Source organism: Geothermobacter ehrlichii (assembly GCF_008124615.1).
Taxonomy (GTDB): Bacteria; Desulfobacterota; Desulfuromonadia; order Desulfuromonadales; family Geothermobacteraceae; genus Geothermobacter; species Geothermobacter ehrlichii.
Genome location: NZ_VNIB01000003.1, coordinates 98,863 through 113,313, shown reverse-complemented (window position 1 = coordinate 113,313; position 14,451 = coordinate 98,863). Strand labels below are relative to the sequence as shown.

At 63.6% G+C, this 14,451-nt stretch carries 14 protein-coding genes; 3 read left to right on the top strand and 11 right to left on the bottom strand.

Annotated features, from left to right (window positions below; translation table 11 throughout):
- Positions 1 to 5 precede the first annotated feature (5 nt).
- On the top strand, positions 6 to 557 hold the full coding sequence (locus EDC39_RS04525; protein WP_187426646.1) for a PepSY-associated TM helix domain-containing protein: 552 nt from the start codon (positions 6 to 8) through the stop codon (positions 555 to 557).
- A 40-nt stretch (positions 558 to 597) separates the two neighbouring features.
- Here EDC39_RS04525 and EDC39_RS04520 read toward each other — a convergent pair whose 3' ends face one another.
- The 3 genes from EDC39_RS04520 to EDC39_RS04510 form a co-directional block, all read right to left on the bottom strand.
- Positions 598 to 1,254 (bottom strand): PilZ domain-containing protein, encoded by a 657-nt coding sequence (locus EDC39_RS04520; RefSeq protein ID WP_148895187.1) that lies wholly within the window; start codon positions 1,252 to 1,254, stop codon positions 598 to 600.
- Positions 1,255 to 1,349: 95 nt separating this feature from the next.
- Positions 1,350 to 1,877, bottom strand: coding sequence for a TrmH family RNA methyltransferase (locus tag EDC39_RS04515; protein ID WP_148895186.1), 528 nt, complete (start codon positions 1,875 to 1,877; stop codon positions 1,350 to 1,352).
- A gap of 148 nt (positions 1,878 to 2,025) precedes the next feature.
- The gene (locus EDC39_RS04510) at positions 2,026 to 3,276 is read right to left on the bottom strand and encodes an HDOD domain-containing protein (protein WP_148895185.1); all 1,251 of its coding nucleotides are present in this window, start codon (positions 3,274 to 3,276) and stop codon (positions 2,026 to 2,028) included.
- 329 nt (positions 3,277 to 3,605) lie between these two features.
- Between EDC39_RS04510 and EDC39_RS04505 the strand changes: the two genes are divergently transcribed.
- Complete coding sequence (locus EDC39_RS04505; RefSeq protein ID WP_148895184.1) at positions 3,606 to 4,010, top strand: CoA-binding protein; 405 nt, start codon at positions 3,606 to 3,608, stop codon at positions 4,008 to 4,010.
- 55 nt (positions 4,011 to 4,065) lie between these two features.
- Here EDC39_RS04505 and EDC39_RS04500 read toward each other — a convergent pair whose 3' ends face one another.
- From EDC39_RS04500 to EDC39_RS04480, 5 genes are all read right to left on the bottom strand, one after another.
- Positions 4,066 to 5,229, bottom strand: a complete 1,164-nt coding sequence (locus EDC39_RS04500; RefSeq protein ID WP_148895183.1) for a pyridoxal phosphate-dependent aminotransferase — start codon at positions 5,227 to 5,229, stop codon at positions 4,066 to 4,068.
- Positions 5,230 to 5,236: 7 nt separating this feature from the next.
- Entirely contained in the window at positions 5,237 to 5,551 is a 315-nt protein-coding gene (locus EDC39_RS04495; RefSeq protein WP_148895182.1) for a cupin domain-containing protein, read from the bottom strand.
- Positions 5,552 to 5,666: 115 nt separating this feature from the next.
- Complete coding sequence (locus EDC39_RS04490) at positions 5,667 to 8,216, bottom strand: molybdopterin-dependent oxidoreductase (RefSeq protein ID WP_148895181.1); 2,550 nt, start codon at positions 8,214 to 8,216, stop codon at positions 5,667 to 5,669.
- Positions 8,217 to 8,288: 72 nt separating this feature from the next.
- Positions 8,289 to 10,244 carry an FAD-dependent oxidoreductase gene (locus EDC39_RS04485; protein ID WP_148895180.1) on the bottom strand — a complete coding sequence of 652 codons (1,956 nt, stop codon included), beginning with the start codon at positions 10,242 to 10,244 and terminating at the stop codon, positions 8,289 to 8,291.
- Positions 10,245 to 10,428: 184 nt separating this feature from the next.
- Entirely contained in the window at positions 10,429 to 10,860 is a 432-nt protein-coding gene (locus EDC39_RS04480; protein WP_148895179.1) for a hypothetical protein, read from the bottom strand.
- A 316-nt stretch (positions 10,861 to 11,176) separates the two neighbouring features.
- On the opposite strand from EDC39_RS04480, the gene grxC reads away from it, so the two are divergent.
- Entirely contained in the window at positions 11,177 to 11,443 is a 267-nt protein-coding gene (gene grxC, locus EDC39_RS04475) for a glutaredoxin 3 (protein WP_148895178.1), read from the top strand.
- A gap of 6 nt (positions 11,444 to 11,449) precedes the next feature.
- Here the strand turns inward: grxC and rpe are convergent, their stop codons facing one another.
- From rpe to htpX, 3 genes are all read right to left on the bottom strand, one after another.
- On the bottom strand, positions 11,450 to 12,112 hold the full coding sequence (gene rpe / locus EDC39_RS04470; RefSeq protein ID WP_148895177.1) for a ribulose-phosphate 3-epimerase: 663 nt from the start codon (positions 12,110 to 12,112) through the stop codon (positions 11,450 to 11,452).
- An 86-nt stretch (positions 12,113 to 12,198) separates the two neighbouring features.
- Positions 12,199 to 13,548, bottom strand: a complete 1,350-nt coding sequence (gene rsmB / locus EDC39_RS04465; RefSeq protein ID WP_148895176.1) for a 16S rRNA (cytosine(967)-C(5))-methyltransferase RsmB — start codon at positions 13,546 to 13,548, stop codon at positions 12,199 to 12,201.
- Positions 13,549 to 13,609: 61 nt separating this feature from the next.
- The gene (gene htpX / locus EDC39_RS04460) at positions 13,610 to 14,443 is read right to left on the bottom strand and encodes a zinc metalloprotease HtpX (protein WP_148895175.1); all 834 of its coding nucleotides are present in this window, start codon (positions 14,441 to 14,443) and stop codon (positions 13,610 to 13,612) included.
- Between the last annotated feature and the right edge of the window lie 8 nt (positions 14,444 to 14,451).

Genomic DNA, 14,451 nt, shown 5'->3' with positions numbered 1-14,451 from the left:
GCGCCATGCAACAGACAACCAACCAGGTACTGCGCCGCATTCACCGCATCGGGGGGCTGCTGTTGGCCGGTTTTCTGGTCTTTTACGCCCTGACCGGACTGTTGCTGAACCATCGCGGCAGTTTCGGCTATTTCATTGCCAGGGAAACGTCCATAAGCCGCATTCCGGTGTCCGATCCAGAGCCTCTGCACCGCTTTATCGAAAACTGCAAGACCATGATCGGCCGAAGCGACGACCCGGCGGTCATTCGCATCAGACCGGACGGGAGCATTGAATTTCTCTACGGCTCGCATGGCAAGGTCACCTACGTCATCCATCCGCAGAAAGGCACGATGGAACGCTTCGAGAAACACCCCCGCCAGCCGTGGAACTGGCTGAACCGGCTGCACAAGGCCTTCAAAACCGGGGCCGGATGGGTGTTTTTCGCCGACATGGTCGCCATTGTCATCCTTCTGGTTACGCTAACGGGACTGCTGCTGGTGCGTCGTCGTTCCCTGGACGCGGGCCTGATATTTGCCGGTGGACTGCTGCTGGCCCTGGCCGCCTTTCTGGCCTGAAACCCCGCCCTTGACCGACAACCTCGCCCTCTCGCCACCCTCAGGCGCCGCAAGGGTCTGTCCTGTCCTTGTGGGCGATGATGTACTTCCACAGACTGTTACGCACAGGCGTTTTCAGGGCTTCGAATTCTACGCCCATCTCACGGGTGGGAAGACGTCCCGGCCGCCCGGCCACCCAAACGACGCGACCGCCTGTCTCCATCCCGTGCGGCGCCTCCGGCAGGTGGAAGTGCAAGACCACCTCTTCTCCCCTGGCCGGCACGTCCCTCTCCTGGTGCAACTGCACACAAGCACCGAAAATGCTGATATTGATCAGCTGACCGGCGACTTCTCCCCGCCGGCAGTCGCAGCGAACCGGCGTCGGCAGCGCCAGACAGAGCCGGAAGTGGCCGCGGGCGCCATCCAGCAGTTCGCGCAGGGTGGCGATCAGCCAGTCGAGTCTCTCGGCATCCCCCGAATGACCGTGCTCGGAGAATTCGAGCATTTCGCGTTCCTTCAGCGCATCCCGCAGCAGCCTTTCCCACTGTCGGAAACGATCGAGCAGATGCGAGCGCAACATGGTAAATCCGCGGGCGGTCACGTAGAGTTCGCCGACACCCTGAAAATGGCCGCAACGCCGGCAGTAGACCGACTTCATTTCCGTCAGAAGCTGCGACCGGATCAGGTTGCCGCAGATCCGGCATTGCATCCTGAGCATGGGGAACTCCGTTCAGCGGCAGGAGACAGATTCAGGTCTAACAAGATTCGTCAGGCTGTCAATGGCGTCCATTTGCCCTGCCGGACTGAACGACTTCATGTCCGCCCGTATCGACGGCAGTACTCGTACATGACGATTCCGGCAGCAACACTGACGTTGAGGCTCTGGGTCTGACCGTACTGGGGGATGCACAGGGATTGGATGCCGGGCCAGTCGCGGCCGTCCAGCCGCGGACCGAATTCCTCGTGACCGAGGATGAAGGCGCTTCGCGTCGGAATCTCCGCCGCGTGCAGAGGACTTTCGGCGTCGGGACCGAGCAGAAAGAAGGCATAGCCCTCGTCACTCAGCTCGGCATGGGCCTCGGCGAAGGAAGCGCACAGGCGCAGCGGAACCTTGCGCAGGGCCCCCTTGGCCGGAGCCGGATCGAAGGGACCGATGTCCACCAAATAGACCCGGCGGACACCGAACACCTCGGCCGAGCGCAGGATCTTGGCGACGTTGTAACCCGCCTTGAGGCCGTCGAGCACCAGCACGAATTCGTGCACTCCGGGTCGGGCGAGCAGATTGCGCTGCAGCTCGCGCCGGTAGCGCTCAAGAGCGTCGCGAAATCGTTTCTTGGCCATGCCGGCATCCTAACGCAATGCCCTATCCCTGTCAGCTGCGACCTCGCCGCCGACCGGCAATCTGTTCCTGACGGAACGACCCTGCAGGCCATCACGCACGATTGGCAGAATGTTGAAAAACGGCATGAGGACAGGAAAGAGAAGTGAGCTAGATTGCCGGACGGGGCTCCTCGCCGAGAAAATTGCCGGCGATTTCACGGAAGCTGTGTTCAACATGCTGGGTTGAGACGGCCAACATGGCAAGATCCGGCGCCACCACTTCCCAAGCCCGGGGATGCAGGGGAGGAAGGCGGCCGGGCAGCGGCATCTCCAGCCCCATGGCCTGGGCCATGAAATCGGCCAGATGGATGATGCAGGACTCGAGGGCAAAGCGGCTTCCCTGCGGCTTGTGGTGCCAGCCGACCATCTGTGCCAGGTTGAAGGGAAGATGCCAGCGCTCGCACAACAGACGACCGACCTGGGCATGGTCATAGCCGAGGGTCTGACGTTCGGCCTGATAGAGAGCAATTTCGCCGTTGCGGTAATAGTCGTTCAGGGCGCTGGCGTAGTATTCGGGCATTTCCACCAGCATCACCAGTCGCCCGATGTCGTGCAGCAGGCCGCCGACGAAGAAGGACTCCGTCTCCTTCAGTCCCTTGCGCCGGGCGATCTGCTGGGCGAACAGCCCGGTGCGGATGGCATGTTTCCAGAAGACCTCCATCGACACCAGTTCATCGTTCAGATTGCTGAACTTCCGAACGATGGTGATGCCGAGCGCCAGACTGAGAAGCTCCCTGGTACCGAGCAGGGTGATGGCGCGGCTGATCGAATTGATTTTCTTCGGCAGGGCGTAATAGGCGCTGTTGACCAGCTTGAGCAGGCGAACGGAAATGCTGCTGTCCTTGCTGACAATTTCGGCCAGATGCTCGACGGCGCAGTTGGGAGTATTGATCGCCGCAACGATCTTGCTGTAGACATCGGGCAGTGCCGCCATGCGGACCTTGCCGCGAACCAGGGATTCGGACGAGGGCTTGGCCGACCAGTCGAGTCCGGCCGGAACCTCGACCTCGGCTACTGCCTCCGGCGGCTGCCAGCCCGCCTGCAGGTGGCGCGCGGTCTTTTCCACCGCCAGCTCGAAAACCGCCTTTATTCCCTCATGTTCCAGGTCGCAGAGCCGGAAACGTTCGCGCTGGTAGGCCCGGGCGCTCTCCATCAGGCTCGGATCGAGCTCGCCGCCGTCCAGTTCGGACTGCGAGGTCCCGACGATATCCGCCTCCAGCACGCCGAACCGCTTCAGGGCGTCGATGTGCCGGCTGTCGAGAATGGCCCCCTTGGCAAGGATGAACTGGCCCTTTTCGTTGAAGAGATCTTCAGCGAGGACCATCCCCTCCTCGAGGCTGTCGACCAGGACAAATCCCACTTCGCACCTTCTCCTTCGTGCGGCTTCACCATGAGGCAGGACGACCTTCTGCTCTACTTATCGACCAAATGTACGGCGAATTAAGGGAAAATTTTTTGGCCGGCGTTGTCTGCCAGATCGCCGGGCAGTAGAATGGATGAAATTTATCCTGAATCCGTGAGCTCATGCCGAATAGATAGTGCAGGTGCCTGGCCTGAATGAGATTTTCAAAAATCTTAGGGCACCCAAAGGTTCACCGGTGTTTTTTGAGAAGCGCAGGTACGTCAATGTCGTGTGCTATCCGCCGGTGATAAGCTAACGGATTCATGATTCACCCAAAGGAGAACGGTATGACCATCGACCAGCAGATTGAACGCTTTCTTGCCTCGCCGGCCTTCGGCGTCGTCGGCGCCTCGACCAAACCGGAAAAATACGGCAACAAGGTCCTGCGCTGCTACCTGCAGAACGGACGCAGGGCGATTCCGGTCCACCCGGCTGAGAAGGAGATCGAGGGACAACCCTGCGTCGCCTCGGTCGACCGGCTCCCTCCCGAGGTCAAGAGCATTTCGATCATCACCCCACCGCAGGTAACGCAAAAGGTCGTCGAGCTGGCGATCGGTCACGGCATCGAAAACATCTGGATGCAGCCTGGGGCCGAACACCCGGACGCCGTCGCCGCGGCCCGCGACGCCGGACTGAACGTCATCGCCGACGGCTCCTGCGTCCTGGTGGTACTGGGCTACCACGAGCACTGAACCCATGACGGCCCGTCCTGCCCAGGACGGGCCGTGTCGAATGCTATCCGCTCCCTCAGGGCAGCCAGCCGCGCCGGCCGAAATAGTCCCCGAGCCGGTCGATTGCCCGGTCGATGTTGTCGATGGAATTGGCGTAGGAAAAGCGCAGAAAACCCTCGGCCGCCGGACCGAAATCGATGCCGGGGGTCAGGGCGACTCCGGTCTGCTCGAGAATCTCCATCGCCAGCGCCTGGGAATCGCCGCTGATGTGCCGGGCATCGGCCAGTACGTAAAAGGCGGCGACCGGCGGCCGCTCCACTTTTAGTCCCAGCTCCGGCAGCCGGGCCAGCAGATGCCGGCGCCGACGGTCGTAGGCCTGCCGCATCCGGGCCACATCCCCGTCACAGTGTCGCAGGGCGGCGATGCCGGCCGCCTGTACGAAGTTGTTGGCGCTGATCAGAAAGTTCTGGTGCAGGCTCTGCAGGGTGCGCACCACCTGTGCCGGGCAGATCAGGTAGCCGAGGCGCCAGCCGGTCATGGCATAGGTCTTGGAAAAACCCCCGAGGACGAAGGCGTCTTGTGTGAACTCCAGAATCGACCGTTCCTCCCCCTGGTAGGTCAGGCCGTGATAGATTTCGTCGGCAACGATCGGCACCGGCAGATCGGCCAGCTCTTCCAGCCAGGCCGCCGGCATGACGGATCCGGCGGGGTTGGAGGGAGAATTGATCAGAACCGCCCGCGTCCGTTCGGTGATGGCCCGACGCACATCCTCCGGCCGCGGCTGGAAGGCGTCCTCCGGCCGGGTGCGCAGGTAGCGGGGAACGGCATCGTAGAAGGTGATGAAATTCGGATAGCAGGCGTAACTCGGATCGGGCAGGATCACTTCGTCGCCGGCCTCGAGCAGAGCGGCAAAGAGGAGCAGCATCAGCGGACTGGTGCCGGCGGAAACGAGAATCTGTTCCGGCGCCACCTCGACCCGGTAGCGACGGTGGTAGTGTTCGGCGATCGCCTGCCGCAGATCGAGCCGACCGAGAGAATGCGTATAGCTGGTCTCGCCGGCCCGAAGCGCCTCGCTCACCGCCTGTACCACCGGCTCCGGCGTCGGAAAATCCGGTTCACCTAGACAGAGGTAGATGATCTCTTTTCCTGCGGCCTCCAGCTCCTTGGCCCGCTCCATTACCTCCATGGCCAGAAAGGGAGTCACCCGGGTGGAGCGTCGCGACAAAGGTATCTCGGTCATGGCGTTCCTACCCCGCGGAAATACTCAGAAATACCAGACCGGTGTCGCCGGAGTTGACCACCCCGTGCGCCTCGCCCGCCGGCACCGCCAGCACGCTGCCGGGCGCGATGGGACGACGCGACGATGCTCCCAGGTATTCGCCGCTCCCTTCGAGTACCACCCAGACATGATCGCCGGCATGGACATGCGGCTCGATCCGCTGTCCCGGGCGCAAACACCAGAGGGTGGTGCGGGAATGCGCCAGCTCGGCCAGCACCACCTTGTTGGCCTTCTGCTCGCTGTAGGCGATCAGCTCCCTGTAGTCACAACTGACGGTTTCCATTGTTGTCCTCCGCTCGGAACGCTAATGAAGCAAAAAGGCGCCGCGGTCCATCGACCGGGCGCCTCGATTCTACCCTGAAATTTCCTCCTTGTGGGAAAAACCTCGTCGGCTCCGTTCAGCCCCTGCTCACCTGCACCGGCACGCAGTTGCTGCCGGCCGGCACCAGTTGCATCACCGGCGTGTCGGCAAAGTGGTAGGGAGCGAAAAGCAGTCCCTGCGGCAGGCCGGCATTGACCCGCACCCGGCTTTTCACCGCGCCGAGCGCCGTGGTCAGGGTGACGGCTCCGCCCTCGCTCAGACCGAAGGTCTTGAGGTCGTCCGGGTTCACTTCGACAAACCCTTCGGCCACCACCTGGCAAGGTCCGGCGGCGGCGGTCGTGGTGGTCCCGAAATGAGCTAAATGCTTGCCGACCAGCAACAGCGGCCCCTCGCCGGGAGCGGCACCGGCCCCCCGGGCCAGCTTCAGGCTCCTGTTTTCCGGCCGCCAAGGCAGTTTCAGGCAGCTTTTGCGACCGTTGCCGGCGAAGCAGACATCCTCGTGAATGCCGCACAGCTGGCGGATCTCCTGCTGCAGGACGCTTTCCGAAGGCGCCGCCTGGCCGGTCAGGGCGCCGAGCAGGGCAGCGAAAATCCAGCCATCGGGACGCGCCTCGCCCGGTGCGCCGATGGCCGGCTGCAGATAGCCGACCCGGCCGTCGATGCTGGTGACGCTGCCCGACTTCTCGGCGAAGCTGGCCGCCGGCAAGACCAGGTCGGCCATCTCGGTCAGCTCGGAGGCGAGGATGTCCTGCACCGCCAGAAAATCGACCTTCTCCAAAGCCCGGCGCCAGCGTCCCGCTTCGGGGAAGGCGACCAGCGGATTGACCCCGGCCAGATAGAGGAAACGGATCTCGCCGCTTTCGATGCCGGCCAGAATGCCGGCGGCGTCGCGGCCGCCTTCGGGCAGGCTCGTTTTCCAGGCCTTTTCGAACTCCGAACGGGCGGCGGCGTAGTCCTTCTGACCGGGCAGAAGCTCAGGAGCGACCCCCATGTCGATCACGCCCTGGATGTTCCCCTTCTCGTCGACCGGGAACAGGCCGCCGATGTCGCCGCGCAGGGCGCCGGAAACCAGCGCCAGGTCGGCCAGCGCGCCGGTCGCCGCCTCGGCATTGAGGCCCTTGAGCACATCGGCTCCAAAGACGATGGCCACCGACTCGGCGCTGCCGAGATATTCGGCCGCCTCCTCCAGCAGCTCACGGGAAACGCCGGTGGCACTGATGGCCTGCTCGAGGTCGATGGCAGCGACCAGCGATTCGAGTTCTTCCGGCGCCTGCAGGTACTGGTTGAGATAGTCGCGATCGGCCAGCCCGCGCTCAACGATCAGCCGGATCAGGGCCTGGGCCAGTTCGACTTCGCTGCCCGGCCGGTAAGCCAGCTGGACGTTGGCATGGCGCGACAGCTTGACCTGGCGCATGTTGGCCAGCACCAGCTTGCCGTCCCGCTTGCGGCAGGCCAGCTCGATCTGCCAGTCGATGGCCGGCGCCTCGGTGGTGACATCGGCACCAAAGACCAGAACCGCCTGCGAACGACCGATGCGGTCGATACGGTTGCTGGCGCCGCCGAGACCAAGCTGCCTCCGCAAAATCTCGACGCCGCGCAAATAACCGAAACGGGCCTCGGAATCGATGTTGTTGCTGCTCAGACCGACCCGGAACAGTTTCTGGAAGAGATAGTTCTCCTCGTTGGTCAGCCGGGCCGAACCCAGCCCGGCGCTGGCCGCACCGCCGGCAGCCCTGGCCTTGTCCACCATCAGGGCGACGGCCTCGTCCCAGTCGAGCGTTCTGAACTCGTTCCCGGAACGGGCCCGGGGCGCCATCAGCCGTCGTTCGCTGTTGATGAATCCATAGCCGAAAAAGCCGCCGATGCAGAGGTTGCCGTCATTGACCGTCACCCCGTCCTCCGAGGTGACCCGGCAGACCTCGCCCCGCTTGCTGTGCAGATCGATCTCGCACTGGGCGCTGCACAGGGTGCAGACCGACGCAGTACGGCGCAGCTCCCAGGGCCGCGCCTTGAACTTGAAGGTCTTGGAGATCATGGTGCCGGTCGGACAGACCTGCACGCAGTTGCCGCAGAATTCGCAGAGCTCCAGCTTCTTGTCGATAAAGGCCCGGTCCCCTTTGTCGTTGACGAAAAGGGCGCTGGAGCCGATCACCTCGTGGCAGACCTTGACGCATTTTTCGCACATGACACAGCGGTTCGGAACCTGCTGGATCAGCGGCCAGCGGTCGATGGTGTCGGGATTGACATCCTCGGCCTCGAAGGACTGACGGATGACGTTGAAGGCGTAGGTGATGTCCTGCAGCTGGCATTCACCGCCGGCGTCGCAGACCGGACAGTCGAGGGGATGGTTGACCAGCAGCAGCTCGACGATCTGCTTGCGGATGGCGTGCAGCCGCTCGCTCTGGGTGGTCACCACCATGCCGTCCACCGCCTGGGTGTGACAGGCGGCCATCGGCTTTTCCACCCCTTCGATGTCGACCACGCAGACCCGGCAGGCGCCGGTCGGCGAAACCTTCTTCAGAAAACAGAGGGTCGGGATGGTGATGCCGGCCTTTTCCGCCGCCGCCAGAATGGTCGCCCCTTTTTCTATTTCAACAGCTTTTCCGTCGATCGTCAGTTTGATCATGGATGCAGTCACCTTCACGTCAACCGGTTGGAAACCTCAACATCTCCGACCGCTGGTTCGCCGTCGCCCGCCTCAGCCGACGGCCAGCATGCCGACCCGGTAGCAGCGCAGGCAGCGTTCGGCTTCGCGCACCGCCTGGCTCTCCGGCATGGCAAGTTCGATCTCGTCCCATGTTCTGGCCCGCTCCGCGCCGTGAATCTTCGGCTGATGTTCGCGGTGGGTGCCACCGGCCAGCCCCGGATTCTCGTCCTTGTTGAAGACACCGAGATTGTTGACGATGTCCTCCATGGCGTCCTCCTCGTCAAGGTAGGCGCGGCCCGTCTCCAGGTAACGGGCCATGGCGCGTGCGGCCCGGCGGCCCTGACCGACGGCGGCGACGACCGTCATCGGTCCGATTTCGCAGTCACCGCCGGCGAAAACGCCCTCGCAGTCGGTCATCAGCACGCCGCCGCGGGTGACGATGGTGCTCCAGCGGGTGGTCTCGATGCCGAGATCGTCCTCGGCCAGGAACGAGAGATCGGGATCCTGGCCGATGGCCGGAATGACCATGTCGCAGGGAATGACATATTCGCTGCCGGGCACCGGCTGCGGCCGGCGACGTCCCGACTCGTCCGGTTCGCCCAGCTCCATCTTTACCACCTCGACGCCGACGATCTTGCCGTTTTCGGCCACCAGCCGGGTCGGGTTGCGCAGAAACTCGAACTTGACACCTTCCTCCTCGGCGTCGTCAACCTCGTAGTATTCGGCCGGCATCTCCTTGCGGGTCCGACGATAGACCAGGATCGATTCCTCGGCGCCCTCGCGCAGGGCGACCCGCACGCAGTCGATGGCGGTGTTGCCGCCGCCGACCACCACCACCCGCTTGCCGGTCTTGATCGGCTGGCCGAGCGCCACCGCGCGCAGGTAGTTGATCCCCCCTTCGGAGAAGCCTTCGTAGCCCTTGTCCTCGCCCTCGACGCCCATCGGCTTCGACTTGAAGGCGCCGACGCCGAGAAAGACGGCATCGTACTTCTCTTTCAGCTCGCGCAGCGAGACATCCCGGCCGAGCTTGGTATTGAAGCGGATCTCGACCCCGAGGTTCTGGATGATCTCGTATTCGCGCCGCAGCAGGTGACGCGGCATGCGGTAGTCGGGGATGCCGACGGCGACCGTGCCGCCCGGCTCGGGCAGCATGTCGAGCACGGTCACCTTGAAGCCCTCCAGTGCCAGGTAGTAGGCGCAGCTGATACCGGCGGGACCGCCGCCGACGACGCAGACGGTCTTGTCCTTGGGCGGAGCCGGCTGCATCGGCGGCTGCTTGTGGTGCATCCACTCGTGGTCGGAAGCAACCCGCTTGAGCACCATGATGCTGATCGGCTCATCCACCAGGGCGCGCCGGCAGGCCGACTCGCAGGGATGCGGACAGACGCGGCCGCAGACCGCCGGGATCGGCATGTTGCGGCGGATCACGTCGAGGGATTCCTCGAAGCGGTAGTTCTTGATCTCCTCGATATAAGAGGGGATGTCGATGTGGGCCGGACAGCGATCGGTGCAGGGCGCCGTCAGCTTGTCGTGATAGACCCTGGCCGGATTCGGCTTGCGCTCGCGACGGATGTAGGCGAGATAGTCCTCGCGAAAATACTTTACCGTGTCGAGCACCGGCGTCACCGCCGTCATGCAGAGGGTGCACTTGCAGTTCTGCAGCAGGTCGGCCAGCGACTCGATGATCGCCAGATCGGCCTCTTCACCATGCCCGGAAACGATGCGGGCCAGGGTGTCCTGCAGAACGCGGGTCCCCTTCTTGCCGGGCGTGCACTTGGCGCAGCAGTATTTTTCCTGCACCCGCTTCATGTACTCGGCGGCCATGGCGACAACATCGACATCGCGGTCGAAGACCACCAGGCCATCCCAGCCCATGAACGCGCTGACCGGACCTTCGTCGAGATAGTTTTCCGGCAGCTTGAGTTTCAGCGAAGCGGCATCCGCCTCGCCACCCTGCCGGTTGTCGACTATCTGCCTTCCCCAGCTGGAAAAAACGACCTGAGACAAAATCTACCTCCGGATGTCAACCGCACCCCCGCCGGGCAGGGAGCGTCAAACTGCCTGAAAAAAGGGAAAGAGCCTGCAGTCACTACTGCCGCCTTCCCCTGATTCTGTATACAGTATGCAGTTAATTACCACAGGGTCGAAACCCAAATCAAGCTATTTTTGGGCCTTGTATACCGGCGGAACACTAGGGGAGATGCGGACTTAACAGAGTGATTTTCCAGCCGACCGGCGTCGGATCGTCAGGGCCGTAGAAACGCCAGCGGACGGGAAAACGGGCAGTCTTCACCGTCAGGGAGGGCAGCCGGTAATATTCGACAATCAGCTCGCCGTCGGCCAGAGTCCCCTGCTTGGTGAAAACCAGCGATTCGAGGCGAACATCGGTGATCTTCAGATCCCGGTCCTTTTGGAAGCGATCGAGGAAATCCTGGCGGTTCGGTTCAGTGAGATGGACGGCGGCACCGACATAATCCTGCCAGCGCAGCCGCTGCACGAAATCGTCGCTGAGCAGCCCGAATGCGCTTTGCCCCTTGCCGGCCCCGGAGAAATCACCCAGCCCCGCACATCCCGCCAGCAGAATGGAACAGCACATCAGAAAAGCGACAGTGGATCGATACATCTTTTCCCCCTTGCAAGTCGTTTCATCCCGAGTAAAATCAATTCTCGTAACTGAATCCAGCCGGCAGTGCGCCGGGTGAAAAGCGGCTGTTGCCCGGCGGGGCCACGCTCGTGGATTCAGGTCATGTCCAGACAGCAGACAGGGGGCCCGCGGCGCTGTCCTCTTTCCCCGGCACCTGGCATCCAGGCTGAACTTACCTCTTTTGCCCCGAAATTCCGCCTCCCGCGTCCGGCCCCTCGATAAATCAGCCTTTTTGTCGGCAATCTGCCCATTGAATGTCATCCACAAACATCCACGAATCGGGAGCCTTGCACGGATGAACGGTATCGAAATCTACACCAAGAACTACTGCCCCTATTGCCTCCGGGCCATGGAGCTGCTCCGCATCAAGGGAGTACCCTTCATCGAATACGACGTCACCGACGATCCGGACCGTGAAGCCGAGATGCGGCAGCGTTCGGGCCGAACGACCGTTCCGGAGATCTTCATCGACGGCCGGCTGATCGGCGGCTGCGACGAACTGTTCGCCCTCGACGAGCGTGGCGAACTCGATCCCCTGCTCGACCGCTATCGCACAAACTGACCCCGGTTACCGCGCGCCGGCCGCCTTCTCCTTCATGGCCGCGATCGTCGCCCGGTAGTCTGCTGCCCCGAACACGGCACTTCCCGCCACCAGCACGTCGGCGCCGGCAGCGGCCACCCGCCGGCAGTTGTCCGGCTTGACTCCGCCGTCGACCTCGATCTCCACCGTCAGACCGCGCCGGTCGATGATCTCGCGCAACTGGCGGATCTTCTCCAGCGCACTGTCGATAAAGGCCTGGCCGCCGAAACCGGGATTGACCGACATCACCAGAACCAGGTCGATCTCTTCCAAAATCACCTCGAGGCTGGCGACGGGCGTCGCCGGGTTGATGGAGACGCCAGCTCTCTTTCCCAGACTGCGAATCATCTGCACCGTGCGGTGCAGATGCGGCACCGCCTCCTGATGCACGGTAATGATATCGGCGCCGGCACCGGCGAACTCGGGAATGTAGAGATCGGGCCGTTCGATCATCAGGTGTACGTCGAGGGGCCTGTCCGTCGCCCGCCGCACCGCCTCGACCACCAGCGGGCCGATGGTAATGTTGGGGACGAAATGGCCGTCCATGACGTCAACGTGAATATAGTCGGCGCCGGCGGCGTCGACGGCTTTGACCTCTTCGGCCAGGCGGCCGAAATCGGCGGAAAGAATCGAAGGGGCGATCTTGATCATTGACTGGCTCCTGGGAGGGAATGCTTCTTCTATGTATCATGACCGGGCCGGGAATTGAACCTGAATCCGGCGGCCCGAAACAGGCATCAGGGTATGCGCCGGAAACGGGCGGCGAAGAAACCGTCCAGCTCCGGGTGGCCGGGCCAGGTCGCCAGACGGCCTTGCTGGTCGAACAGGGACGCCCAGTCGGGAAAGAGCGGCCGAAGATCCTCGAGAACGAAGTCCGGGTGCGCCGCGGCAAACCGGTCAACCACCTGCACCGTCTCTTCCGGAGTGGTGGTGCAGACTGAATAGAGCAGGCGGCCGCCGGGACGGACCAGCTCGGCGGCCCGGTCGAGAAGAATCCTTTGCAGCTCGGCCATCCGCGCCGGATCTCCGGCCCGGCGCCGCCAGCGGATCTCCGGATTGCGGCGCAGCACCCCCAGTCCGGTACAGGGCGCATCGACCAGCACCGCATCCAGGCTGCCGCTTGCGAGCCAGTCCGGTTTCCGGGTCATGTCCCAGACCCGGGCCCGAATCCCCCGACAGCCCAGGCGTTCGGCTCCCCGCCGGATCAGCTCGACCCGCGCCGGATGCAGGTCGAGGGCGTGGATCTCGAGCCGGTTGCCGCCGAGGGCGGCCAGGTGCGTGGTCTTGCCGCCCGGCGCGGCGCAGGCGTCGAGCAGCGTCTCACCCGGTTCGGGCTGCAGCAGGTGCGCCACCAGCATGCTCGCTTCGTCCTGCGGCTGAAAACTGCCGGCGGGCAGCAGTTCGAAAGCACGCCGGCTCTCGAACTGAAACCCTTCCGAAGCGAACCGGCATCGCGACCAGGACAGCCCAAGTGAAGATGCCAGCTGGCCGAACGCCTCCGGCGACTGCACCAGGGTGTTGCAGCGAACACTCAGCGGCGCCGGCTGCAGCTGGGCTTCGGCCAGCCGGCGGGCGGTGTCGAAACCATGGGCGTCCAGCCAGCTTCGGGCCAGCCACTCCGGAAGCGAACAGGCATGGACCAGAAAGGAGAGGTGCTGCGCCCCTGGATCGGGCCACTGCAGTTCGGGCTGGGTGCGCAACAGACCGCGCAACACCCCGTTGATGAAGCCGGCGGCCCGCTGCAGGCCGAGTCGTTTGGCCAGGTTGACGCTGGTGTTGACCGCGGCGGCATCCGGAATCCGCTTCAGCTCAAGGAGCTGGTAGACGCCGATCCGCAGGATCTGCAGCACCTTCTCTTCAAGCCTGGCCAGCGGCTTCCGGCACTGCCGGGCGAGAACGTAGTCGAGCCGTCCCCGCCGCCGCAAAACGCCGTAGACCAGTTCGGTCAGCAGCCCGCGGTCGCGCGGATCGATGTGCGGATGGCGGCGCAGGATTTCGTCGAGCGTCAGGTCGGCATAGCCCCCCCGCTCGACCCGCAGCAGGATCTCCAGGGCCAGGTGGCGCGGGTCGGTTTCGGGTCGGGACATGGCGCGAAGCCTTTGCAAGAAAAACGGGTCGAAAAACGGCGAATCCGGTGCCGAAGGCCCCTCAGCCGAGAACCATGCTCTCCAGGCGGCGGATGCGCTCCTCCATCGGCGGATGGGTGGAAAAGAGGGTGGCGATACCATTTCCCTTGAGGGGATTGACGATGAACATGTGCGCCGTCGCCTCGTTGACCTGGGGCATGGGCAGACGCCGGTTGGCGGCCTCCAGCTTGCGCAGGGCGTTGGCCAGACTCAGGGGATTGCCGCAGTACTGCGCACCGGTGGCGTCGGCCTGGTATTCCCGCGAACGGGAAATGGCCATCTGCACCAGCATGGCGGCGATGGGCGCCAGAATCATCATGCCGATGATCGCCAGGGGATTGCTGTCCTCGTCGTCGCGGCCGCCGCCGAAGATCAGCGCCCACTGGGCCATGTGCGCCAGCCAGGAGATGGCGCCGGCAATGGTGGCGGCGATGGAGCCGATGAGGATGTCGCGATTCTGCACATGCGCCAGTTCGTGCGCCATCACGCCCATCAGCTCGTCGCGGGAGAGAATCTGCAGGATGCCCTCGGTGGCCGCCACCACGGCATGTTCGGGATTGCGGCCGGTGGCGAAGGCGTTGGGGGTCGACTGCGGCAGGATGTAGACCCGCGGCATCGGCAACCCGTTGCGCTGGCAGAGTTCGGCAACCACCTCGTACAGCGGGCCGCTGTGCACCTCCTGGCCGCGATACATGGCAATGACGATCCGGTCGGAGAACCAGTAGCTGCCGAAATTCATTACGCCGGCCATGACCAGGGCGAAGGTGGCGCCGCCCTGACCGCCGATGGCGCCGCCGAGGGCGACCAGCAGCAGGGTCATCAGGGTCATCAGCAGGACGGTCTTCAGTGTATTCATCAGGGTTC

What these genes read in the sequence shown, in the direction of transcription:
- EDC39_RS04525 (WP_187426646.1), top strand. Translation starts at nt 6, where the DNA reads ATGCAACAGACAACCAACCAGGTACTGCGCCGCATTCACCGCATCGGG.
- EDC39_RS04520 (WP_148895187.1), bottom strand. Translation starts at nt 1,254, where the DNA reads ATGCTCAGGATGCAATGCCGGATCTGCGGCAACCTGATCCGGTCGCAG.
- EDC39_RS04515 (WP_148895186.1), bottom strand. Translation starts at nt 1,877, where the DNA reads ATGGCCAAGAAACGATTTCGCGACGCTCTTGAGCGCTACCGGCGCGAG.
- EDC39_RS04505 (WP_148895184.1), top strand. Translation starts at nt 3,606, where the DNA reads ATGACCATCGACCAGCAGATTGAACGCTTTCTTGCCTCGCCGGCCTTC.
- EDC39_RS04500 (WP_148895183.1), bottom strand. Translation starts at nt 5,229, where the DNA reads ATGACCGAGATACCTTTGTCGCGACGCTCCACCCGGGTGACTCCCTTT.
- EDC39_RS04495 (WP_148895182.1), bottom strand. Translation starts at nt 5,551, where the DNA reads ATGGAAACCGTCAGTTGTGACTACAGGGAGCTGATCGCCTACAGCGAG.
- EDC39_RS04490 (WP_148895181.1), bottom strand. Translation starts at nt 8,216, where the DNA reads ATGATCAAACTGACGATCGACGGAAAAGCTGTTGAAATAGAAAAAGGG.
- EDC39_RS04480 (WP_148895179.1), bottom strand. Translation starts at nt 10,860, where the DNA reads ATGTATCGATCCACTGTCGCTTTTCTGATGTGCTGTTCCATTCTGCTG.
- grxC (WP_148895178.1), top strand. Translation starts at nt 11,177, where the DNA reads ATGAACGGTATCGAAATCTACACCAAGAACTACTGCCCCTATTGCCTC.
- rpe (WP_148895177.1), bottom strand. Translation starts at nt 12,112, where the DNA reads ATGATCAAGATCGCCCCTTCGATTCTTTCCGCCGATTTCGGCCGCCTG.
- rsmB (WP_148895176.1), bottom strand. Translation starts at nt 13,548, where the DNA reads ATGTCCCGACCCGAAACCGACCCGCGCCACCTGGCCCTGGAGATCCTG.
- htpX (WP_148895175.1), bottom strand. Translation starts at nt 14,443, where the DNA reads ATGAATACACTGAAGACCGTCCTGCTGATGACCCTGATGACCCTGCTG.